Raw genomic sequence first — 18,862 nt, 5'->3', positions numbered from 1 at the left:
TTAGCGGGCGAAGTTGAAAATGTACATCATTCTCATCAGTCGGGCATCAGCCCCCCGAAGGAGAAAACGATGGACACTACGCGGCTGCGCGACGCCGGCATTAAAGCCACCTTCCCGCGTCTGAAGATTCTTGATCTGTTTTATCAGCACGCCGATCAACACATGAGCGCGGCCGACATTTACCGCAATCTGATCTCGGACCGCAGCAGCATCGGCCTGGCCACGGTGTATCGCGTGATCACGCAACTTGAAGACGCCGGCCTGCTCAAACGCACTCAGCTCGACGCGCACAACACCGTGTTCGAGCTTAACGACAAAGGGCACCACGACCATCTGGTCTGCAAGCACTGCGGACAGATCCTGGAATCCAGCGATCCCGCCATGGCGCAACTGGTGCGCAAGATTGCCAAGCGCAGCGGTTTCCTGCTGGACTCCTACAGCCTGGTGCTCTACGGCAGTTGCGGCTGCAAAGCCGCCGCGCCGCTCGCCCAAGGAGAATTCGAATGAACCGCGATCATTTTTTCTTTCATGATCTATCGCGCTTTCCCATCGTGACCGCCAAACACGGCGGCGCCCCCGACGGTTATTCGGCCAGCTGGATACGCGAGATGGAAATGCTGGTGGACAACCCGCAAAGCTTCGTCATGGTCATGCCAGACATGCGTATGGAAGCCGGCCACGACGACCGCAAGGCGATGATCGATTGGCAGACGCGCAATATGCAGCGCTTGAAAGCACGTTGCCGCGCCTTTATTGCGGTTGAACGGGAACCTGATGCGCTGAACCGCATCCGCCAACGCGGCGAGAAAATGGCGCGCGCGTTCGGCATGCCGTTCCTGGCGGTGGCCACCAGCGCCGAAGCCCTGCAATGCGCGCGAGAACTGCTCGGCCACAGCGGCCCCAGTGGATTCGTCGTGGATTGAATTTGCGTAGATCGCGGCAGTACCTGCGCGCCTTCGGGCGCGTTTTGCATTTCCGGCGCTGCGCAAAAACGCCGAGGTTGCCGAAATTCGAATGCAATATTGATTATTTTGCGATTGTGGCAAAAGGCGTTGCTGGCATAAATTCCGTCTTTGGCACTTCCGCTGGTCCCTGCCCGCCGGGACTTGCGTGCGACGGCCGTTTCCGATGCCATCCGCCCCGCGCGCCATTTTTGCGGCTGCCAACCGCTTGGACTCGACATTGAGATTTACGGCATCCACGTCAATGAAGCGATTCCACTTCGATAGCACCGCGCTTCGTTATTTTCTTACCGTCGTCGACACCGGGTCCGTCAATGGCGCCGCCGCGCGGCTGAACGTGGTCAGCTCGGCGGTCAGCCGGCAGATCGCGGGGCTGGAACAGCGCCTGCAAAACCAGCTGTTTGAACGCCATCCCAAAGGCATGCGCGTGACCGAGGTGGGCCGCATCCTGGCGGACCATGCACGGCGCGTGGAAGCCGATGCCGCACGCACGTATGCCGAAATCGGCGGCCAGAACGGGCGATACACGCAAACCGTGAAGATCGCCGGCGCCCATGGCATTGCGGCGCGCGCGCTGCCGCCTAAATTCGCGGCGTTCCAGACAGAGCATCCGTCGGTGCGCTTTAACCTGACCGTGCTGGACGCCGGGCTGGTCACTGAAAGAGTGCGCTCGGCGCAGGCCGACATCGGCGTCACGTACAGCCACGCAGCCGAAAAGGACATTGCCGTCATCTGTGCACGGCCGGCCGAGATCGTGGCCGTGATGCGCCCCGGCCATCCGCTGGCCGCCCATGGCTCGTTGCATTTGACGCAGCTGTCGGCCTATCCGCTGGCGTTGCCCGAAGGCGGCAGCGCGTTGCGCCGGCTGCTGGACATGGCCTCAAGCCTGTACAACACCACCCTGTCGCCCGCCTTCACCTCCAATCACCCCGATGCGGTCTACCACTATGTGCTGACGGGCAACGCGGTGACCTTGTGCGCCCGCTTGACCGCCGCCGCCCAGCTGACGGCCGGCACATTGGTTTGCCGGCCCGTTCAAGACGCGCTGCTGAACGGCGGCCAGATCCAGATCCAGACCCACGTATCGCGCCCGCTGCCCGACGCGGCCCAGCGGTTTTTGCGGTATCTGCGCAGCGACACCGAAGGATTGTTCTAGGCACGGGCGCGCCGCCGCCAGCTGCGTTGCCGAAACGACAACGGGGCGCTGAGAAATGATCAATTGTTAAAGTTGTAATCTAAATTTACAGTCGACGCGGGTTTATCACTTGATCTTGGCGGCGGCTTTGCGCCGACCGCCCTTGCTGGAGTCTCGCGCATGTTTAAGAACCTGAAAATTCGGACCGGGCTGTTGTCCGTCCTTACGCTGTTCGTCCTGGCGCTGGCCGCCGCCACCGGCATGGGCTGGTCATTCGCCAAGGTGGCCGATGAAGCGGTCGACAACCTCAATCTGGTGTCTACCGAGCAGACCCGCCCGCTTTACGAGACGCAAGTCCTGCTATTGCGTACCCGCATCACGCTGGTGGCCGCCTATCTGGACGTGCAGGCCGGACGCACCGCCCAGGCGCAGGCCAGCGTCGAGCAGGCGGGCAAGTTCCTGGCCAGCGCGCGCAAACGCTATGCCGTATTCCAGACGGTGCCCAAGCTGACGGATGCCGCCCGCAAAATGACGGCGGACATGGACGGCGTATTCGACGCCTATGTCCGCAGCATCGACGCGCTGGGCGATGCGCTGCAAAAGCAATCCGCCGAAGGCTACGTCGCGGCGGTGGCCGAGGCCCGCGTTGCGGACGCGCGATTCGAAGAACGGCTTGGCGCCATCCTGTCCCACACCGAGCGGCGCGCCGTGGCGATCAACGACGCGTCGGACCGCCGCTATCTGCAAGCCGAAACCGCCGCCATCGTCATGTTGAGCCTGGCGTTGATTCTTGCCATCGGTTGCTGGCGCTTCATCAGCCGCCAGGTGCTGTCGCCGTTGAAAGAGGCCGCGGTGCACTTTGACCGCATCGCCTCGGGCGACCTGACGCAGCGCGTCCACACCGGGGCCGACAACGAGATCGGCGTGTTGTTCTCGGCCCTGAAGCGCATGCAGGAAAGCCTGACGCGCACCGTGGCTGAAGTGCGCCGCAGCGTGAACGAGATCAACACGGGCGCGGCCGAGATCGCGTCGGGCAATACCAATTTGTCTTCCCGCACGGAAGAGCAGGCTGCGTCGCTGGAAGAAACGGCCGCCAGCATGGAAGAGCTGGCCACGGCGGTCAAGCAGAACACCGAACACGCCCACCAGGCCAACGCGCTGGCGGCGGAAAGCCGCGGGGTGGCAATGCGCGGTGGCGAAGCGGTGCACCAGGTGGTGGAAACCATGTCGCGCATTTCGGATAGCTCGCGCCGCATCGCCGAGATCGTTTCGGTCATCGACGGCATCGCGTTCCAGACCAATATCCTGGCGCTGAACGCTGCCGTGGAAGCGGCCCGGGCCGGCGAGCAAGGCAAGGGCTTTGCGGTAGTGGCGGGCGAAGTGCGGTCGCTGGCGCAACGCAGCGCGCAAGCCGCGCGCGAGGTCAAGGACCTGATCGAACAGTCCACCACCAACGTGGACAGCGGCGCCGAACAGGTGCGCCAGGCGGGCGAGACCATGCAGGAAATCGTGTCGTCCGTGCAGCGCGTTACGCAGATCATGGCGGAAATCACCGAAGCGTCGACGGAGCAATCGCAAGGTATCGACCAGATCAACCGCGCGGTTACGCAAATGGACGACGTGACGCAGCAAAACGCCGCCTTGGTCGAGCAAGCCGCCGCTGCCGCATCGTCGCTGGAAGACCAGGCCAAGCGTCTGGCCGCTACGGCCGCGTTTTTCAAGGTGCCAGCTGAAACCATTATCGACGTCACGCGGCAGGCGGTTGCGTTACGTCACGCCCACGCGCACTGAGGCGATGACCGCCGCCTCATGCAAATGGCCGATATTGCCCCGTCACCCCATCCATTTGTATGAGTATTTTTTCCCTAAGCCGTTTTCCGGTTTAAGACTTGCCGGCCTGTGGCCGTTGTTAAAGGTGTAGGCGCCGTTATCCACGCGGCGCCTTGCCCCCCACCACAACGAGCCGCCCGCCCAATGAATCGCGCCCTTGCCTGTATTTTTTGCCATTCAACGCTGGCCCAGGGCGCGCCGTTGCTGGAAAAAAACGGTGCAGCCATCTGCAAGCGCTGCGTCGACCAATTCTCGGAACGCTTTTCGGAACGCGCCTGGGTCATGGCGGCCACGCTGGAAGAACAGCTGGACGTGCTGCTGGAAGAAAGCCGGCGGGCGTTGACGCAAAGCGAAGCGCTGTCCGAACGGGCACGCAGTTGCGGCCTGAGCCTGCACTTGCTGTCGGGCGCATCGGCGCGCACGCCATCCTGACGCAACACGTATTCCAGGGACGCATGGCATTGGGATATATGGACGCTTATATCGGCCTTCCTTAGGGCTTTGAAGCTGTCAGCTATCCGTAAGATCGCCTGCGCACGTTGCAAAACACTGTTGGGCTGATTATTAAAAGCTGCACGCCTGACGCGTTTTTGTTTTTTGTCGACATTATCGAACGTGCCGGCCCGTCCGCTTTCCCTTCGTCTGTGAAATGGCCCTCCCGCGTTTAGTACCCAGTATTAAGCGTGCACCGTTTTGCCGTCGCCCATCTCATTACCGAAAAGCAAAAATGCCTTCCTACGAAATGAAAAAACGGGCGATCTGTCTTGCCCTGCAATCACTTGGCCTGAGCGGCGCGTGGTCGTTAAGCCTGCTGGCCGCGACGCCCGCGCTGGCCCAGAACATCACGTGGACCGGCACGCAGAACAGCGATTGGCAAGACGCGCAAAACTGGTCCACCGCGACGCTTCCTGGTGCCGCCGGTTATTTATTCATCAATAGCGTGGCACCCAACGCACCGGTTATCAACAACAGCGCCGGACAGGCGGGCATATTGTTTCTGGGCGCAGTCGGCGGCCCATCGTTGACGTTGATAAATGGCGGGACGTTAAACAGCGACAGTGCCATCGTCGGCAATTCGAATAATGGCTTTACGGCCGGCACGTCCGAGCTTGAATCTGGTACGGCCAGCATCAGCGGCACCGGCTCGCAATGGAACGCCACCTTTTTAACCCTCGGTTTATATGGCGCGGGCACGTTGAACATTACCGCGGGCGGCAAAGCCGTCACGGCCAACACCGTGTCGCTGGGCGCGCACGCCACGTCCCACGGCACGCTGAATATTTCGGGCGTGGGCAGCGCGTTGCAGGCGGGGCAGATTACCGTCAGCGACAGCGGCGCCAGCGTGTTGCGAATTTCGGATCACGGCACGGCGCAGGGTTCCTCCTTGCTGGTCGCCAATAGCGCCGGCTCGGTGGGTACCGTCGAGATCCTCGGCGCCGGGGCCTCATTACAGACCAGCGGCAGCATGACGATCGGCGCGCGCGGCACGGGCACCGTCACCATCACCGGCGGCGCGTCGGCCACATCGGCCACCCGAACCTATTTGGGCTCATATGCCGGCGGTGTCGGCAAACTGGCGGTGTCCGGCGTTGGCAGCCGGTTCTCGTCGGTGAACGATATGGTCGCCATCGGCATGGATGCAGGATCGAAAGGCGAACTGACGGCAACGGACGGCGCGCTGGTCGACACGTTTCAGATCGTGGCGGGATACAGCGCGGCAAGCGAGGGCACCGTCGTCGCCGACGGCCCGCAAACCAAAGTCAGAACGAACAGCGCATTCCTGGTGGGCTATCAGGGCAAAGGCACCGTCAGCCTGTCCAATGGCGCCATGCTTGAAACGGCTAACCGCGTCCGGATCGGTGACGCTACCGGCTCGACCGGCACCCTGAATATCGGCGCCGCCGCCGGCGATGCCGCCACGGCTCCCGGCGTGGTGCAGGCGGCGCTGGGCGTGCGCTTTGGCAATGGGACCGGCAAGCTGGTCTTCAACCACACCGGCACGGATTATGTCTTTGCCCCCGCAATCAATTCCTTGTCACCGGGAATGGGCACGATCGACGTGCTGGCGGGCACGACCATCTTCACGGGCGATTCCAGCGCCTTCAGCGGGCAGACCCATGTGCAAGGCGGCGCCCTGACGGTGAACGGCATCCTGGGCGGCACGTTGAACGTAGCCGGCGGCGCGTCATTGCGCGGGGTCGGCCAGGTTGGCACGACCACGCTGCAAAGCGGCGCCATTCTGTCGCCCGGCAAGCTTGGCGGCGCGCTGACCGTAGCGGGCGACCTGACATTCTCGCCAGGATCGGTCTACCAGGTGATGGCGGATTCGCAATCGTCGGCAAGCAGCCGCGTAGTGGTCAGCGGCACGGCGAATCTGGCGGGGTCCGCCGTCCATATCGGCCCGGATGGCGGGTTCCAGACGCAGCGCGAATACACCATTCTTAGCGCCGGCACGATCAACGGGCGGTTCGACTCCTTGTCGTCCAACTACGCTTTTCTGGACCCGGCGTTGCATTACGACGCCCAGAACGTCGTGATGCAGCTTGGCCGCAAGCAGGTGCCCGTGGACCCGGGTACGCCCGGCACCCCGGAAACGCCGACCCGCCCCATCGCCTTCGCCGACGCGGCGCAAAGCGGCAACCAACGTGCCGTGGCTAACGCGCTGGACAGCCTGCCCGCCGGCAACCCGCTGCACGACTACATCCTGACGCTGCCGGAAGGCGCCACCAGCGCCGCGTTCAACAGCCTGTCCGGCGAAGCGCACGCCAGCGTGACCTCCAGCCTGACCGGCTTTAACAACACGGTGCGCACCGTGCCGCTGGCCTATCTGCGCGCCAATATGGGCGCCGGCATGCGGCCGGGCGCCCCCACCGCGCAAGCCGGCGGCACGCCCTTAGCGTCCGCCTTGCCTTCGTCAAACGCGCAGCCCGCCTGGGCCGAAGTGATCGGCAACTGGCAAACCTTGAAAGGCAACAGCGATGCCGGCCAAGTCCGCCAGAAGACCGGCGGCGTCTTCGCCGGCGTGGACCATGCCCTGGGCGGCGGCTGGCGCCTGGGAGGCGCGCTGGGCTTTACCGACGCCGACATACGCGTTGACGACCGCTCGTCCAAAGCCGACGTCGCCGGGTACAGCGCGGCCGTGTTCGGCGGCAAAGTGTTTGAGATGGGGCCGGGCAAGTTGAATCTGATGCTGGGCACGTCGTACACCTGGCACGACATATCCACCGAACGTCACGCCAACGTGGCAGGTGCTTCGCAAAAGCTGACGGCCGATTATGGCGCCAGCACGACGCAATTGTTCACGGAACTGGGCTACGCCCTGCCCGTTTCGGAACACGTCAGCATCGAGCCCTTTGCCGGCCTGGCATGGAGCGACACGCGCACCCGCGGCTTCTCGGAATCAGGCGGTTCAGCAGCGCTGCGCGGGGAAAGCGACAGCACCACGCAGACCAGCAGCACGCTGGGCTTGCGCGCACTGACGAACTTTACGGTGGGCCAAACCGAAGGCCGCCTCCAGGCGACGTTGGGGTGGCGACATGCTTTTGGCGATGTGCAGCCCCAATCCGTGATGTCTTTTGATGGCGGACAAGCCTTTACCGTGGCGGGCGCGCCCATCGCACGCAATGCCGCGCTGGCCGAGTTGGGCGTCGAAACCGCAGTCACCAAAAACGCGACGATTGGTTTGACCTACAGCGGCCAGTTCGGCGGTGGTAACCGTGAAAACGCGGGGTCACTGCATATGACATGGAGATACTGACCGGCGCGTTTTGTTTTGTCGTTCAATAATAATTAGTGTTTCAAACTTCGCATTTTATATAACAGGATGGTATCTGCGGGCCATTTATTAATACAGCGGTTGGTATCCGCCGCGCCTGCGATTTCAGAATGGATGGTATCTGTTTGCAGGCGTTTTGTTATATAAAAGAACTGGTATAAATTGCGTCCTTTTTTTCGTTAACCCATTCGGTCCACACATATTGGCCTGTTACGTAGAAATACGTTTAAAACAATCCAGCAATGTTTGTGCCGTGGATTATTAATCGAGACAAAGGACGCAGTTTTGATATACGGCACGAAGAAGTGGCTGACGGCGACACTGGCGCTGGGTACAACTTACTGCGGCGGCGTCATGGCCGCCGACTTGACGGTTTCGCCCGGTAATACGCAAGTGTTCGACGGGTCGGCCAATTACGCCGGGGGCGTGGACGTCAACGGCGGTACGCTGGTTATCGGTGGCAATGGCGGTGGCGCGGGCGTCACGCTGGCCGGCAACGTCAACGCATCATCGAATGGCACGGTGGCGGGCTTCGGCACCGTCAATGGTGACTTGAACGTCTCCGGCGCGCGGGTTGCTCCCGGCTACGAAGTCGGCACGCCAACGGGCGTTTCCAACGGCAACCTGGTCGTCAACGGCAACCTGTCGATGAACAACAGCGTGTTTGCCTTCGAGACCGGCTACGCGGGCCTGCCCATCACCCAACCCGGCACGGGCGACAACATCACGGTCCGTGGCGACGCCGCCATCAACAACACGACGCTGAACGTCACGGTGAATACCTTGGGCGTGAACGCGGGCTATTACCGCATCCTGTCGTACGGCGGCAGCTTGTCGGGCAACGGGCTGACGCTGGGCAGCGTCACCGGCGACTCGGCACCCGGGGCCACCATCCAGTCGTTGACGGGCGATAAGCAGATCAACCTTATCCTGGGCCCCAGCACGACCAATCTGTGGAACGGCAACGGCGCGGCATCCGCCACGCGCGCGGGTGGCGGCAACGGCACCTGGAGCGCCGCAAGCACCAACTGGAACAGCCCCGGCAACGCCACGGGCGCGCTGCCGGATGGCGGCTACGCGATTTTCACGGGCGCGGCCGGCACGGTTACCGTGGACGGCGGCGCGGGCCCTGTCCGCGTGTCGGGCATTCAGTTCGCTACCGACCGCTACCGCCTGCAAGGCGCGCCCATCACGCTGGTGGGCAACGGCGGCAACCCGCCGGCGATCGTCGTGGGCGATGGCACCTATGCCTCGGGCCAGTTCGTCGACATTATCGACAACCCCTTGCAGGGCACACAGGGCTTCGTCAAGACCGGCCCGGGCTCGGTCATCCTGACCGCCGACAGCAGCGGCCTGACCGGCCCCATCCTGATCGCGGACGGCGCACTAGAAATCGACGGCAAGTTGAACGGCCCCGTGGATATCGGCCGCGAAGTCGTGCTGGCCGGGGTGGGCCAATTGGGCAGCACCACGCTTTACCCGACCGCCGTGGTGTCGCCGGGCAATGATGGATCGCCCATCGGCACGCTGACCATCAACGGCAACCTGAACTTTGGCCAGGACACGATCTATCGCGTGCACGCCGACCCGGCCAGCAGCGCCAGCGACCGCATCCACGTCACCGGCGTTGCCTACCTGGACGGCAGCGTCGCGCATGTGGGCCCGGACGGCAACTACGCGCCGCGCACAACGTACAACATCCTGACGGCGGATGGCGGCATCCAGGGCCGGTTCACGGGCGCGTCGAGCGGCTATGCATTCCTGACGCCCACCCTGAGCTACGACGCCAAGAACGCCTTCATGACGCTGACGCGCAACGACGTGCCGATCGGCAGCGTGGGCAACACGGGCAACGAAAACAGCGTGGGCGGCGCACTGGACCAGGAAGCACCGGCCGCGGGCGGCAACGGGTCCGCGTCGGCGGGTAATGGCTCGGCGCCGGCAGGCGGCGGGTCGGCGTCCACCGGTAATGGTTCGGCGCCAGCAGGCGGTGGGTCGACATCCACGGGTAGTGGTTCGACGCCGGCAGGCGGCGGGTCGGCGTCCACGGGTAATGGTTCGACGCCGGCAGGCAATGGTTCGGCGCCTGCGGGGAACGGTTCGACGTCCACCGGTAATGGCTCGGCGCCGGCAGGCAATGGATCAACGGCCACGGGTAATGGATCGGCGTCGGCAGGCACCGGCTCGACGTCCACCGGCAACGCGTCGACCGCAACCGGCGGCACTTCGGCCTCCACCTCCACCCCCTCCGCATCGACGACGCCCCCTGCCACCGGCAACGGCGCCACGCCGACTACCTCCGGTTCCACGGTCGTCGCCAGTGGCAGCACATCCGGCAAAGCCACGGCCGCCAGCCAGGTAACCAACGCGGTGCTGGCCATGACGCCGGGCCAAGCGCGAGCGGCCTTGGCGATGCTGTCTGGCGAAGCGTACGCCAGCACCACCAGCATCCTGCAAAGCCAGTCGGATGCCGCGCGCACCCTGCCCCTTTCGCACCTGCGCGCCAACCTGGACGCACCCGCGATGGCGGGCCGGCCCACGGCGCAACTGGGGTCACCCTCGTCCAACGCGCTACCGCAAAGCGGTGCGTACCCCGTATGGGCGCAGGCGTTCGGCAACTGGAGCACGTTCAAGGGTGACGGCAACGCGTCCAGCGTCAACCAGTCGGCCGGCGGCTTCTTCTTCGGCGCCGATGGCGACGTGGGCAATGGATGGCGGATGGGCGGCGCGCTGGGCTACATCGGCAGCCACAACTCAATGGCTGACGTGTCGTCGCGCACGAACGTCGACAGCTACACGGCATCGTTGTTCGGCGGGCGCAATTTCAGCGCAGGCCCGGGCGCCATCCGCTTCATGGCGGGTGCCGCGTACACGTGGCACGACATCGACGCCAAGCGCAACGTGGCGGCCGGCAGCCTGAATCAACGACTGGAATCGTCTTACCACGCGTCGTCGACGCAGCTGTTCACCGAACTGGGCTACAAGCTGCCGATGAGCGACACGACCAGCATCGAACCCTACGCCGGCTTGGCGTGGAACCAGCTGCGCACGCGTGATTTCAAGGAGACGGGCGGCACGGCGGCATTGCACGGTTCGGGCAACACGGACGACGTGACCAGCACCACGCTGGGCCTGCGCGGTTCGTGGGATTTCGCATCCAACCGCGCGCCGGGTCGACTGACCGCAACGCTGGGCTGGCGCCATGCGATGGGCGATGTGAGCCCCAAGCAGGAATTGGCGTTTGAAGGCGGCAGCACGTTCTCGGTGACAGGCGTTCCCATCGCGCGTGACGCGGCAGTGGTGGGCTTGGGCGCTGAAATGGCCATCGCCCGGAACACCACGGCGGGCGTGGCCTACGACGCGCAGTTCGGCGGCGGCAACCGCCAGCAGTCGGGCGTGCTGAAGTTGGCGGTTCGGTTCTAAGAAGGAAAGTCCGGAAGCGGGCTCATCGAGCCCGTTCTTGGATGCCGCCTTGGACGCCGGCTTTGCGCGGCGGTCCTGGATGCCGGTCTTGGCCGGCGGTCCTGGATGCCCTTCTTGGGCGCCGTTATTGGTCACCCGTTATTGGTCACCCCGTTCTTGGTCGCCCCGTTATTGGTCGCCCCGTTCTTGCCGTCCGTTCTTGCCGTCCGTTCGTAAAGGCAGATCCAAGCAATCCCCCCCCAAGAGGTTCCACGAAGCGCCTCCGACCCGCAGATGAAAAAAAACGCCGCAAAAAAAACGCCGCAAAAAAAAACGCCGCTAGTGATAGCGGCGTTTTTTTCATTGCGGGTCTTGCGGTGTTCTGTGGTGGGCTGAGCGAGACTCGAACTCGCGACCAACGGATTAAAAGTCCGCTGCTCTACCGACTGAGCTATCAGCCCGACCGAAGCCAGAAATTATGGCGGATTTCTTCGGACTTGTCAAAATAATGACGCCCCGTTCCGCTCAAGCCATCCGTGCGCCCATAAAAAACGGCCGCTTGCGGCGGCCGTTTTCGAGCGGTGCGGCGTCCTGGATTACCAGGCGGCCACCACCGCGCCCTTGTACTTGGTCTCGATGAACTGCTTCACGGCCGGGCTGTGATAGATGCTGACCAGCTTGGCGAATTCGGCGCGGTCCTTGTCCTTTTCACGCACGACCAGCACGTTGGCGTAGGGCGAATCCGGCGATTCCTGGGCGATGGCGTCCTTGGTCGGGTTCAGGCCGGCTTCCAGCGCGAAGTTGGTGTTGATGGCCGACGCGTCGGTGTCGTCCAGCGAACGCGGCAATTGGGCGGCGTCCAGTTCGATGAAGCGCAGCTTCTTCTTGTTTTCCACGACGTCGATCGGGGTCGCCTTCAGGCCCGCTTCCGGACGCAGCTTGATCAAGCCATTGGCTTGCAGCAGCAACAGGGCACGACCACCGTTGGTCGGGTCGTTCGGCAGCGCAATGCGCGCGCCGTCTTTCAGTTCGGCCAGCGACTTGATCTTCTTGCTGTAGATGCCGATCGGGAAAATCACCGTCTTGGCGATGCTGACCAGCTTGTAGCCGCGGTCGGCGTTGGCGTTGTCCAGATAGGGCTGATGCTGGTAGCTGTTCACATCCAGGTCGCCCGCGGCCAGTGCCACGTTGGGCTGCACGTAGTCGGTGAATTCGATGATCTGGATGTTCAGCCCTTGCTTGGCGGCTTCGGCCTTGACCACATCAAAGATCTGCGCGTGCGGGCCGGCGGTGACGCCAACCTTCAACGGCTTGTCCTGTGCCAGCGCGGGCTGGGCGAATACGGCGGCGCCAAGCGCGAATGCAGCCAGCGACTTCAAAACCTTGATGCTCATGTTGCGATATCCCGAGTAACGGAAGTAGAAAGAAGATTGAAGCAAGAGTGAAGCGATGTCGCGTTCAGCGATGCGACATGCGGCGCACGAAACGGTCGCCCAGGCTTTGAATCGCCTGCACCAACACGATCAGCACGATCACGACCGCGGCCATGACGTCCGATTGAAAACGCTGGTAGCCGTAGCGAATGGCCAGGTCGCCCAGGCCACCGCCACCAATGGCGCCGGCCATTGCCGAATAGCCGATCAGGCTGACCACGGTGACGATGGTGGCGGCGATCAGGCCAGGCAAGGCTTCGGGCAACAGTACCTTCAGGATGATCTGCATCGGCGATGCGCCCATGGCGCGCGCCGCCGTGATCAGGCCCGGGTCCACTTCCCGCATGGCGTTTTCAGCGATGCGGGCCATGAACGGAATCGCGGCCACCGACAGCGGCACGATCGCGGCCGTGGTGCCGATGGACGTCTGCGCCACCAGCCGCGTGAACGGAATGATGGCGACCATCAGGATCACAAAGGGCACCGAACGCGTGGCGTTGATGATGGCGCCCAACACGTGGTTCACCGGCTGGTTCTCCAGCATGTTGCCGCGCGCGGTGACGGTCAGCGTCACGCCCAGCGGAATGCCGATGACCACCGCTATCGCGCTGGCCACGCCCACCATCAACAAGGTGTCAAGCAGCGACGTAATAAGCAGGTCGATCAGTTGCGGACTCATGAGCTATTTCTTCAACGGTAATGTCACGGGCGGTCAACGCGGCAATCGCGTCCTTGACCGCGGCGGGCGTGCCTTGGGCCAGCACGAACATCGTGCCCACGGCCACACCCTGGATGTCTTCAACGCGGGCCTGCACCAGGCCCACGTCCAACGAAAACTGCTTGGATAGATCGGTCAGGAACGAGCCCGACGAATCCGTGCCGGTCAGCGACAGGCGCAACAAGCGCACGGCCTGGCCGGGCTGTGCGGCGGCCAGCGCGGCGATGCGCTCTTTCACGGCGGCCAAGGTGGCGTCGGTCAGGTCGGAGGCGGTAGCGGCCGACACCATGCCGCGCGTGACGTCATGGCGCGGCTGCGCGAACACTTCGCGCGTGCTGCCGATTTCCACCACTTCACCTTGCGACAGCACGGCCACCCGGTCGCACACTTCGCGCACTACTTCCATCTGGTGCGTGATCATCACGACCGTCACGCCCGTCTTGCGGTTGATGTCGCGCAGCAGCGCCAGGATGTTGTGCGTGGTTTCCGGGTCCAGCGCGGACGTGGCTTCATCGCTGAGCAGCACGTCGGGGTTATTGGCCAAGGCACGCGCGATACCGACGCGCTGCTTCTGACCGCCGCTGATCTGGCTGGGATAACGGTCACGCAGATGCTCCAGGCCCACCAGCGCCAACAAGCGCTCGACGCGGGCCGGGATCTCGGCCTTGGCCACGCCGGCGATTTCCAGCGGCAGCGCAACGTTGCCGTACACCGTGCGGCGCGACAGCAGGTTAAAGCCCTGGAACACCATGCCGATACGACGGCGCTGACCACGCAGCTGCGCCTCGTTCAGTCCGGTAAGTTGCTGTCCGCCGATGGCAATCGTGCCTTCGTTCGGGCGCTCGAGCAGGTTGATGCACTGGACCAGCGTGCTTTTACCGGCCCCGCTGGGGCCGATGATGCCGAAGACCTCGCCCTGCTCAATGTGCAGGTTGATGCCTCGCAGCGCCTGGAATTGTCCATGCGGCGTGGCATAGGTCTTGGATAGGTTCTCGATGTGAATCATGGCAAGCGATTTTGTATCTTTTCTCTTCTGAAGAGAACGACCGTTTTTTTCATTTTTAATAACTATAAGTAATATGGCGCGCCGTACCGCGCCCGCGATTCATTGGCCCGCGTCACCGCAGGAAGGGTCGCGATACGGACACGGCAAAACGCGTAAAGGGCAGTCAGGAAGGAAAGCCTTCCTGACTGCCCCTTTTATGACGATGACCGGGGAGCCGGCCGCGCCGATGTCAGCGTGCGCGCGAAATGCGGACTTCCGCCCCCCGGCGCTTGACCTCAAGGCCTTCGGACGGCGAAATACGAAGCCCTTCCAGCCCCTTGATGTAGCTGGAGCCCTGCATCTGCATCACGCGGATCTTGTTGCGCATGACAACCGGGTTGTGCACCGGCATGCCGAACATCCAGACTTCGTCCAGGATACGGGCCGAATTGAATTCGCCCGTATGCTGCGCGGCGGGCCCCAGACAGAGCATGTGCCCTTCACGGCCAAAAACCGGGAACTGGCCCAGCTCGCAGTCGATCGTCCAGGTGGTGCCGCCTTCGTAGCGATGGCCGGTGTTCAGATCCCACCAGGCTTCGCCCTTGGGCAGATACACGCGCACCTGCTTGCCCGGTTCGGTAACCGGCGCCACCAGCAGGGCCGGGCCCAGCAGATATTGCAGATCCCATTCGTGGGCGTGCGGGTCGTTCGGGAACGACAGCGCCATGGACCGCTGCACCGGCAAACCGGTGCGGGCGGAATCCTCGATGGCGCCCAGCACATAGGGAACCAGGCGATAACGCCATTGCATCCAGGTGCGGGCTTGCGCCAGGGTGTCTTCGTCGAAGTCCCAAGGCATCAGGCCTTCCACGCCCTGGAACGAGAAGTTGGCCGAGAACACACCCACGGTCAACCAGCGCAAATACAGTTCGGACGTCATGCCGGCGCGATCGCGCGAGGCCGAACCAATGCCATGGACCTGCACGGGCAGGCCGCTGGCGCCGATCGACAAGGCGGTGCGCAAGGTATGGCGCAGGCCATCCCAGGAGTTTTCCGCCTGCGGCCCCACCTGCCACGGCAGGCGCTGCGCGGCGGGGAACAGGTCAGAGCTGGGCACGACGCCTTCGGGCGGCACTTTCAGGCCGGCCACGGCATCGAACAACGCGCGGCGCACCAGCAGCGGGTACATCGTGCGCAACGCGGGGCCCGTTTCGCCGTTGCGTGCCGTCACGCCATCGGGGATGGCGATCTGGGCGTCGCAAGCGGGCGCGTCCAGGCCGTCGTCGATCAGCTGGCGATGACGCTCGACCCACAGGTTGTAGATGTCGCGATAGGTCAGGTCCAGCAAGCCGAAGGGCTGACCGGAGGTGGCGGCGATGCCGTCGAACACCTGCGCGGCGCCGTCTTCCTTGGCCAGCAGCCAGCCGCGATCTTCCAGTTCCTCGAACAACGGGCTGCTCTTGAGCACGCCGGGGAAACCGGAGGCCGCGACATGCACGTTGTGCTTATGGAAAAGCGCCAGCATCTGCTTGGCGTCAGGGAAGCGCTGGGCGTCCCATTCGAAAACCGCCTTGTCGGACTGGAAGCCCCACGCCACCGGCTGCGCCAATGTGACGGCGTCCACCGGAATCTGGTTTTCGCGCATGCGCGCCACCAGGGCGACCGTCTGCGTAGGCATTTCGCCGGCAGCCTGGGTCAGCCACGCGCCCATCGCCCACAGCACGGGCTGGCCGGCGCGGCCGGTCAGCGCGGTGTATTGGTTCAGGATTTCGGCGGGCTCGCCGGCGAACAGGAACACGTCCAGCACGGCATCGTCAACGGTCAGCACGTAGGCCGAATCCGCCGGCGCGACGCCCACGGCATGTTCCACGCGACGCATCGTGTTGACGTAGACGCCCCAGCCGCGCGGGCTCCATGCCAATGGCAAGGCGCGATGCTCGGGGTCGTCAGAGACAACAGATTCTTCGCGGCGGTTCAAGTCGCCCGGGGTTTCGCCCAGGCCAAAGACACGCTCGTCGGCCAGCAAGGTGAACCCCGCCGTCCAGACTGCGTCGTCTTCCTTGTCCAGCGCGTTATGCCCGAACGCGGGCGTATGCGCCGAGACTTCCGACTCGAATACCCGTTCGTCGTTGCGATACATCGCAACGCGCACGGGGTTGGACTGGATCTCCAGGGCGACGTCGCCCTGGGTGATGCGCCAGCCATCGCCGCCATCGCGCGGGGCAATGGTGGCTTCGCCCACGGCCTCTTGGCGCGCGAGCAGCATCTCGGCCACGGCGCGCGCACGCGCGCCGGGCTTGTCATCGTTCAGGTGGTTCGCCTCGCCGCAGCGCAGGCGAAAAACACCAGGCGCATGCGCCTCGACTACCAGGTGCAACCCATCGCCCGCGTCGAAATCAAAACGACTGGGGCGGGACGTCAGCAGCTCGATGTTGTCGAGCTGGGTAGTATGGGCAAAGTCGAACTTGGGCGGCACAGAGCATCCCCCGGCTTAAGCCAAAAACCATCAAAAGACGCTATTTTGACGGATTTGAGCTTTGAAATAAACTCGGTCCCTCTTCTGGATGGCTTTCTCATCCTTAAAAAGGGGTCGTAAAGCCCTCGGCCAACGCTTCTCGGCCTAGAGCCGCGCGCCGCCGAAACGCCAACATCAGGCCCATTACGGTCTATTTGGCGCCAAATCCTGGCAATTACCGCAATTCTACGCCACCTGGCTCCGGCCCCTGCCAGAGACCGAACTTTTTTTCACCTTGGTGAAATAAGTTGGGCCAGATCGGTTTCCAGCACATCCGGCTCGCCGCTCAGGCGTGCCGCGATCACATCGCCCATCAGCGCCGACCACGACAAGCCCCGCGACGCATAGCCCACGGCTATCCACAGCCCGGGCGCGTGCCGCAATTCCCCCACGGCGGGCAGCCGCCCAGGCAACACGGCGCGCCAGCCCGCCCACCCCGGCAGCGACCCGGGCACCAAGGCCTCAAAACCCGGAAAGGGGCCGCCCAGCAGCCCAGCCGCCTTGGCCAAGGTGGTCCGCTGGCCCGGCTCGGTGACCAAGGCTTGGGCCGCGCCGTGTTCGTAAGTGCTGCCGACCACGCAACCTGCACCCACGTCCGGCAGCAGATAGCCTTCGCCCCCCACAATGCAGCGCGGACCGCCGTCAAGCGCCGCAGCGGGCACCAGCGTGACTTCGCCCGCCAGCGCGTGCATCTGCGCCACGCGCGGCAGAGGGTCCAGCAACCCGCTTTGCTTCAATACCGCTTGCGCACCAAAGGCGTTGGCCAGGATGACGGTTTGCGCCTGCGCCAATTCTTTGCCCTGGGCGTCCAAGACACGCCAGCCCTGCCCCGACGCCTCGACACGGGCCGCGTTGCCCGGCACAACGCCGACGCCGGGCGTTTGCAGCAACGCGTCGATAAGACGGTTGGGCTGAACCAGCATGCCTTGTCCGAAGTACACGCCGCCCCGGGCCACCGGCAGGCCGGCCAAGGCGCTGGCTTCGTCACGGTCGACCACCCGCACCCAATCGGGCGGGAACGCCAAGGTTTGCAATGTGCCGGCCAGCGCGGCGGATTTGCCGGCGTCGCGTTCAACCTGGACCGTACCGCAAACCCGGGGCGCGGCATCGCCGCCCAGCCCTTGCCAGCGGGCCTGCGCGCGTTGGCTTCCGGCGCGGGACAGGCGTGCGCGTGCATTGTCGTCGCGTGCCACCACGGGCGTCAGGGCGGCGGCCACATGGCCCGCATGCGCGGGCTTGCCCACGGCCCGGGCCGCATCCAGCACCGTTACACGCCAACCGCGCCCGGCCAGCGACTGCGCGATGCCGGCCCCCGCCAGCCCTGCGCCGATCACCACGGCATGCTTGACGGCCACCGGCCCGGCGATGGCGGCGGCTACCTGGCCCGGCGCGCGGGCGATGCCCTCGGTCATATGCCATTTGCCGCCGTAGCCGGGCGTGCGCCGCACGTCAAAACCCGCGTCCTGCAGGGCCTGCCGCAGCTCGCCGGTGCATGCCCAGGTGGCTACGGTGGCGCCGGGCGCGGCCAGTTGCGCAAGATCGCGCAGCAAGGGCGCGGACCACATGCCCGGATTGCGCTCTGGCGCGAAGCCGTCCAGGAAGAAGGCGTCCACGCGCGCCGACAGGCGCGGTGCAATCACCCCGGCATCGCCAAAGCCCAGCGTCAACGTCACCGCGCCGTTCTCGAATTCGAGCCGATGCAGCCCCGGCAGCAGCGCGGGCCATTGGTCCACCAGGCGCTGCGCCAACTCGGCCAGTGGCGTGGCGGCGTAGCGAGCCAACAAGGCGGCAAGGTCATCGCGGGTAAAGGGATGCCCCTCCATCGACACCACATGCAGCGCGGCAGGCCGCTGGGGATCTTGCCGCCAGGCGTGCCACAGCGCCAGAAAGTTGAGTCCCAGGCCGAAACCGGTCTCGCAAACGGTAAATGCGTCGCGTCCACGCCAGCGCGCCGGCAGCCCGTTACCACGCAGGAACACGTGTTCGGCCTGCCCCACCGATCCGGGGTGCGGGTGATAGACGTCGCCGTACACGGCGCTGTACAGCTTGCCGTCGGCGTCGAATTCGATCACTGCGGGGGTCAGGGGAACGTAAGGCGCGGACATGG

At 64.2% G+C, this 18,862-nt stretch carries 12 protein-coding genes and 1 tRNA gene; 7 read left to right on the top strand and 6 right to left on the bottom strand.

The features are described 5' to 3' along the window. The first annotated feature begins 69 nt into the window (after positions 1-69). From DVB37_RS03585 to DVB37_RS03555, 7 genes are all read left to right on the top strand, one after another. Positions 70-507 (top strand): Fur family transcriptional regulator, encoded by a 438-nt coding sequence (locus DVB37_RS03585; protein ID WP_046804231.1) that lies wholly within the window; start codon positions 70-72, stop codon positions 505-507. Next, a complete protein-coding gene (locus DVB37_RS03580; RefSeq protein ID WP_046804232.1) occupies positions 504-923 on the top strand; it encodes a hypothetical protein in 420 nt (139 codons plus the stop codon). The genes DVB37_RS03585 and DVB37_RS03580 overlap by 4 nt, the downstream gene beginning before the upstream one ends. A gap of 283 nt (positions 924-1,206) precedes the next feature. Then, positions 1,207-2,118: a LysR family transcriptional regulator gene (locus DVB37_RS03575; protein ID WP_120153849.1), complete on the top strand. Its 912-nt coding sequence runs from the start codon at positions 1,207-1,209 to the stop codon at positions 2,116-2,118. 159 nt (positions 2,119-2,277) lie between these two features. After that, positions 2,278-3,888, top strand: a complete 1,611-nt coding sequence (locus DVB37_RS03570) for a methyl-accepting chemotaxis protein (RefSeq protein WP_120153847.1) — start codon at positions 2,278-2,280, stop codon at positions 3,886-3,888. A 183-nt stretch (positions 3,889-4,071) separates the two neighbouring features. After that, positions 4,072-4,359: a ClpX C4-type zinc finger protein gene (locus DVB37_RS03565; protein WP_046804235.1), complete on the top strand. Its 288-nt coding sequence runs from the start codon at positions 4,072-4,074 to the stop codon at positions 4,357-4,359. Positions 4,360-4,654: 295 nt separating this feature from the next. Next, positions 4,655-7,684: an autotransporter outer membrane beta-barrel domain-containing protein gene (locus tag DVB37_RS03560; RefSeq protein WP_162941151.1), complete on the top strand. Its 3,030-nt coding sequence runs from the start codon at positions 4,655-4,657 to the stop codon at positions 7,682-7,684. Positions 7,685-7,987: 303 nt separating this feature from the next. After that, positions 7,988-11,125: an autotransporter domain-containing protein gene (locus DVB37_RS03555; protein ID WP_120153843.1), complete on the top strand. Its 3,138-nt coding sequence runs from the start codon at positions 7,988-7,990 to the stop codon at positions 11,123-11,125. 364 nt (positions 11,126-11,489) lie between these two features. Here DVB37_RS03555 and DVB37_RS03550 read toward each other — a convergent pair. From DVB37_RS03550 to mnmC, 6 genes are all read right to left on the bottom strand, one after another. Then, a tRNA-Lys gene (locus tag DVB37_RS03550) sits at positions 11,490-11,565 on the bottom strand. 135 nt (positions 11,566-11,700) lie between these two features. Beyond that, entirely contained in the window at positions 11,701-12,498 is a 798-nt protein-coding gene (locus DVB37_RS03545) for a MetQ/NlpA family ABC transporter substrate-binding protein (protein WP_104143395.1), read from the bottom strand. 64 nt (positions 12,499-12,562) lie between these two features. Next, positions 12,563-13,216, bottom strand: coding sequence for a methionine ABC transporter permease (locus DVB37_RS03540; RefSeq protein WP_006226291.1), 654 nt, complete (start codon positions 13,214-13,216; stop codon positions 12,563-12,565). After that, entirely contained in the window at positions 13,173-14,261 is a 1,089-nt protein-coding gene (locus DVB37_RS03535) for a methionine ABC transporter ATP-binding protein (RefSeq protein WP_046804292.1), read from the bottom strand. Before DVB37_RS03535 ends, DVB37_RS03540 begins: the two co-directional genes overlap by 44 nt. 229 nt (positions 14,262-14,490) lie before the next feature. Then, a complete protein-coding gene (locus DVB37_RS03530; protein ID WP_046804293.1) occupies positions 14,491-16,716 on the bottom strand; it encodes a TIM-barrel domain-containing protein in 2,226 nt (741 codons plus the stop codon). A 269-nt stretch (positions 16,717-16,985) separates the two neighbouring features. Further along, positions 16,986-18,860, bottom strand: a complete 1,875-nt coding sequence (gene mnmC / locus DVB37_RS03525; protein ID WP_120153841.1) for an FAD-dependent 5-carboxymethylaminomethyl-2-thiouridine(34) oxidoreductase MnmC — start codon at positions 18,858-18,860, stop codon at positions 16,986-16,988. Positions 18,861-18,862 lie beyond the last annotated feature (2 nt).

It is taken from the genome of Achromobacter sp. B7 (assembly GCF_003600685.1).
In the GTDB taxonomy this organism is placed as follows: Bacteria; Pseudomonadota; Gammaproteobacteria; order Burkholderiales; family Burkholderiaceae_B; genus Achromobacter; species Achromobacter spanius_B.
Note: the sequence above shows the minus strand (reverse complement) of the source record. Positions and strands in the feature narration are given on the sequence as shown.

What these genes read in the sequence shown, in the direction of transcription:
- DVB37_RS03585 (WP_046804231.1), top strand. Translation starts at nt 70, where the DNA reads ATGGACACTACGCGGCTGCGCGACGCCGGCATTAAAGCCACCTTCCCG.
- DVB37_RS03580 (WP_046804232.1), top strand. Translation starts at nt 504, where the DNA reads ATGAACCGCGATCATTTTTTCTTTCATGATCTATCGCGCTTTCCCATC.
- DVB37_RS03575 (WP_120153849.1), top strand. Translation starts at nt 1,207, where the DNA reads ATGAAGCGATTCCACTTCGATAGCACCGCGCTTCGTTATTTTCTTACC.
- DVB37_RS03570 (WP_120153847.1), top strand. Translation starts at nt 2,278, where the DNA reads ATGTTTAAGAACCTGAAAATTCGGACCGGGCTGTTGTCCGTCCTTACG.
- DVB37_RS03565 (WP_046804235.1), top strand. Translation starts at nt 4,072, where the DNA reads ATGAATCGCGCCCTTGCCTGTATTTTTTGCCATTCAACGCTGGCCCAG.
- DVB37_RS03560 (WP_162941151.1), top strand. Translation starts at nt 4,655, where the DNA reads ATGCCTTCCTACGAAATGAAAAAACGGGCGATCTGTCTTGCCCTGCAA.
- DVB37_RS03545 (WP_104143395.1), bottom strand. Translation starts at nt 12,498, where the DNA reads ATGAGCATCAAGGTTTTGAAGTCGCTGGCTGCATTCGCGCTTGGCGCC.
- DVB37_RS03540 (WP_006226291.1), bottom strand. Translation starts at nt 13,216, where the DNA reads ATGAGTCCGCAACTGATCGACCTGCTTATTACGTCGCTGCTTGACACC.
- DVB37_RS03535 (WP_046804292.1), bottom strand. Translation starts at nt 14,261, where the DNA reads ATGATTCACATCGAGAACCTATCCAAGACCTATGCCACGCCGCATGGA.
- mnmC (WP_120153841.1), bottom strand. Translation starts at nt 18,860, where the DNA reads ATGTCCGCGCCTTACGTTCCCCTGACCCCCGCAGTGATCGAATTCGAC.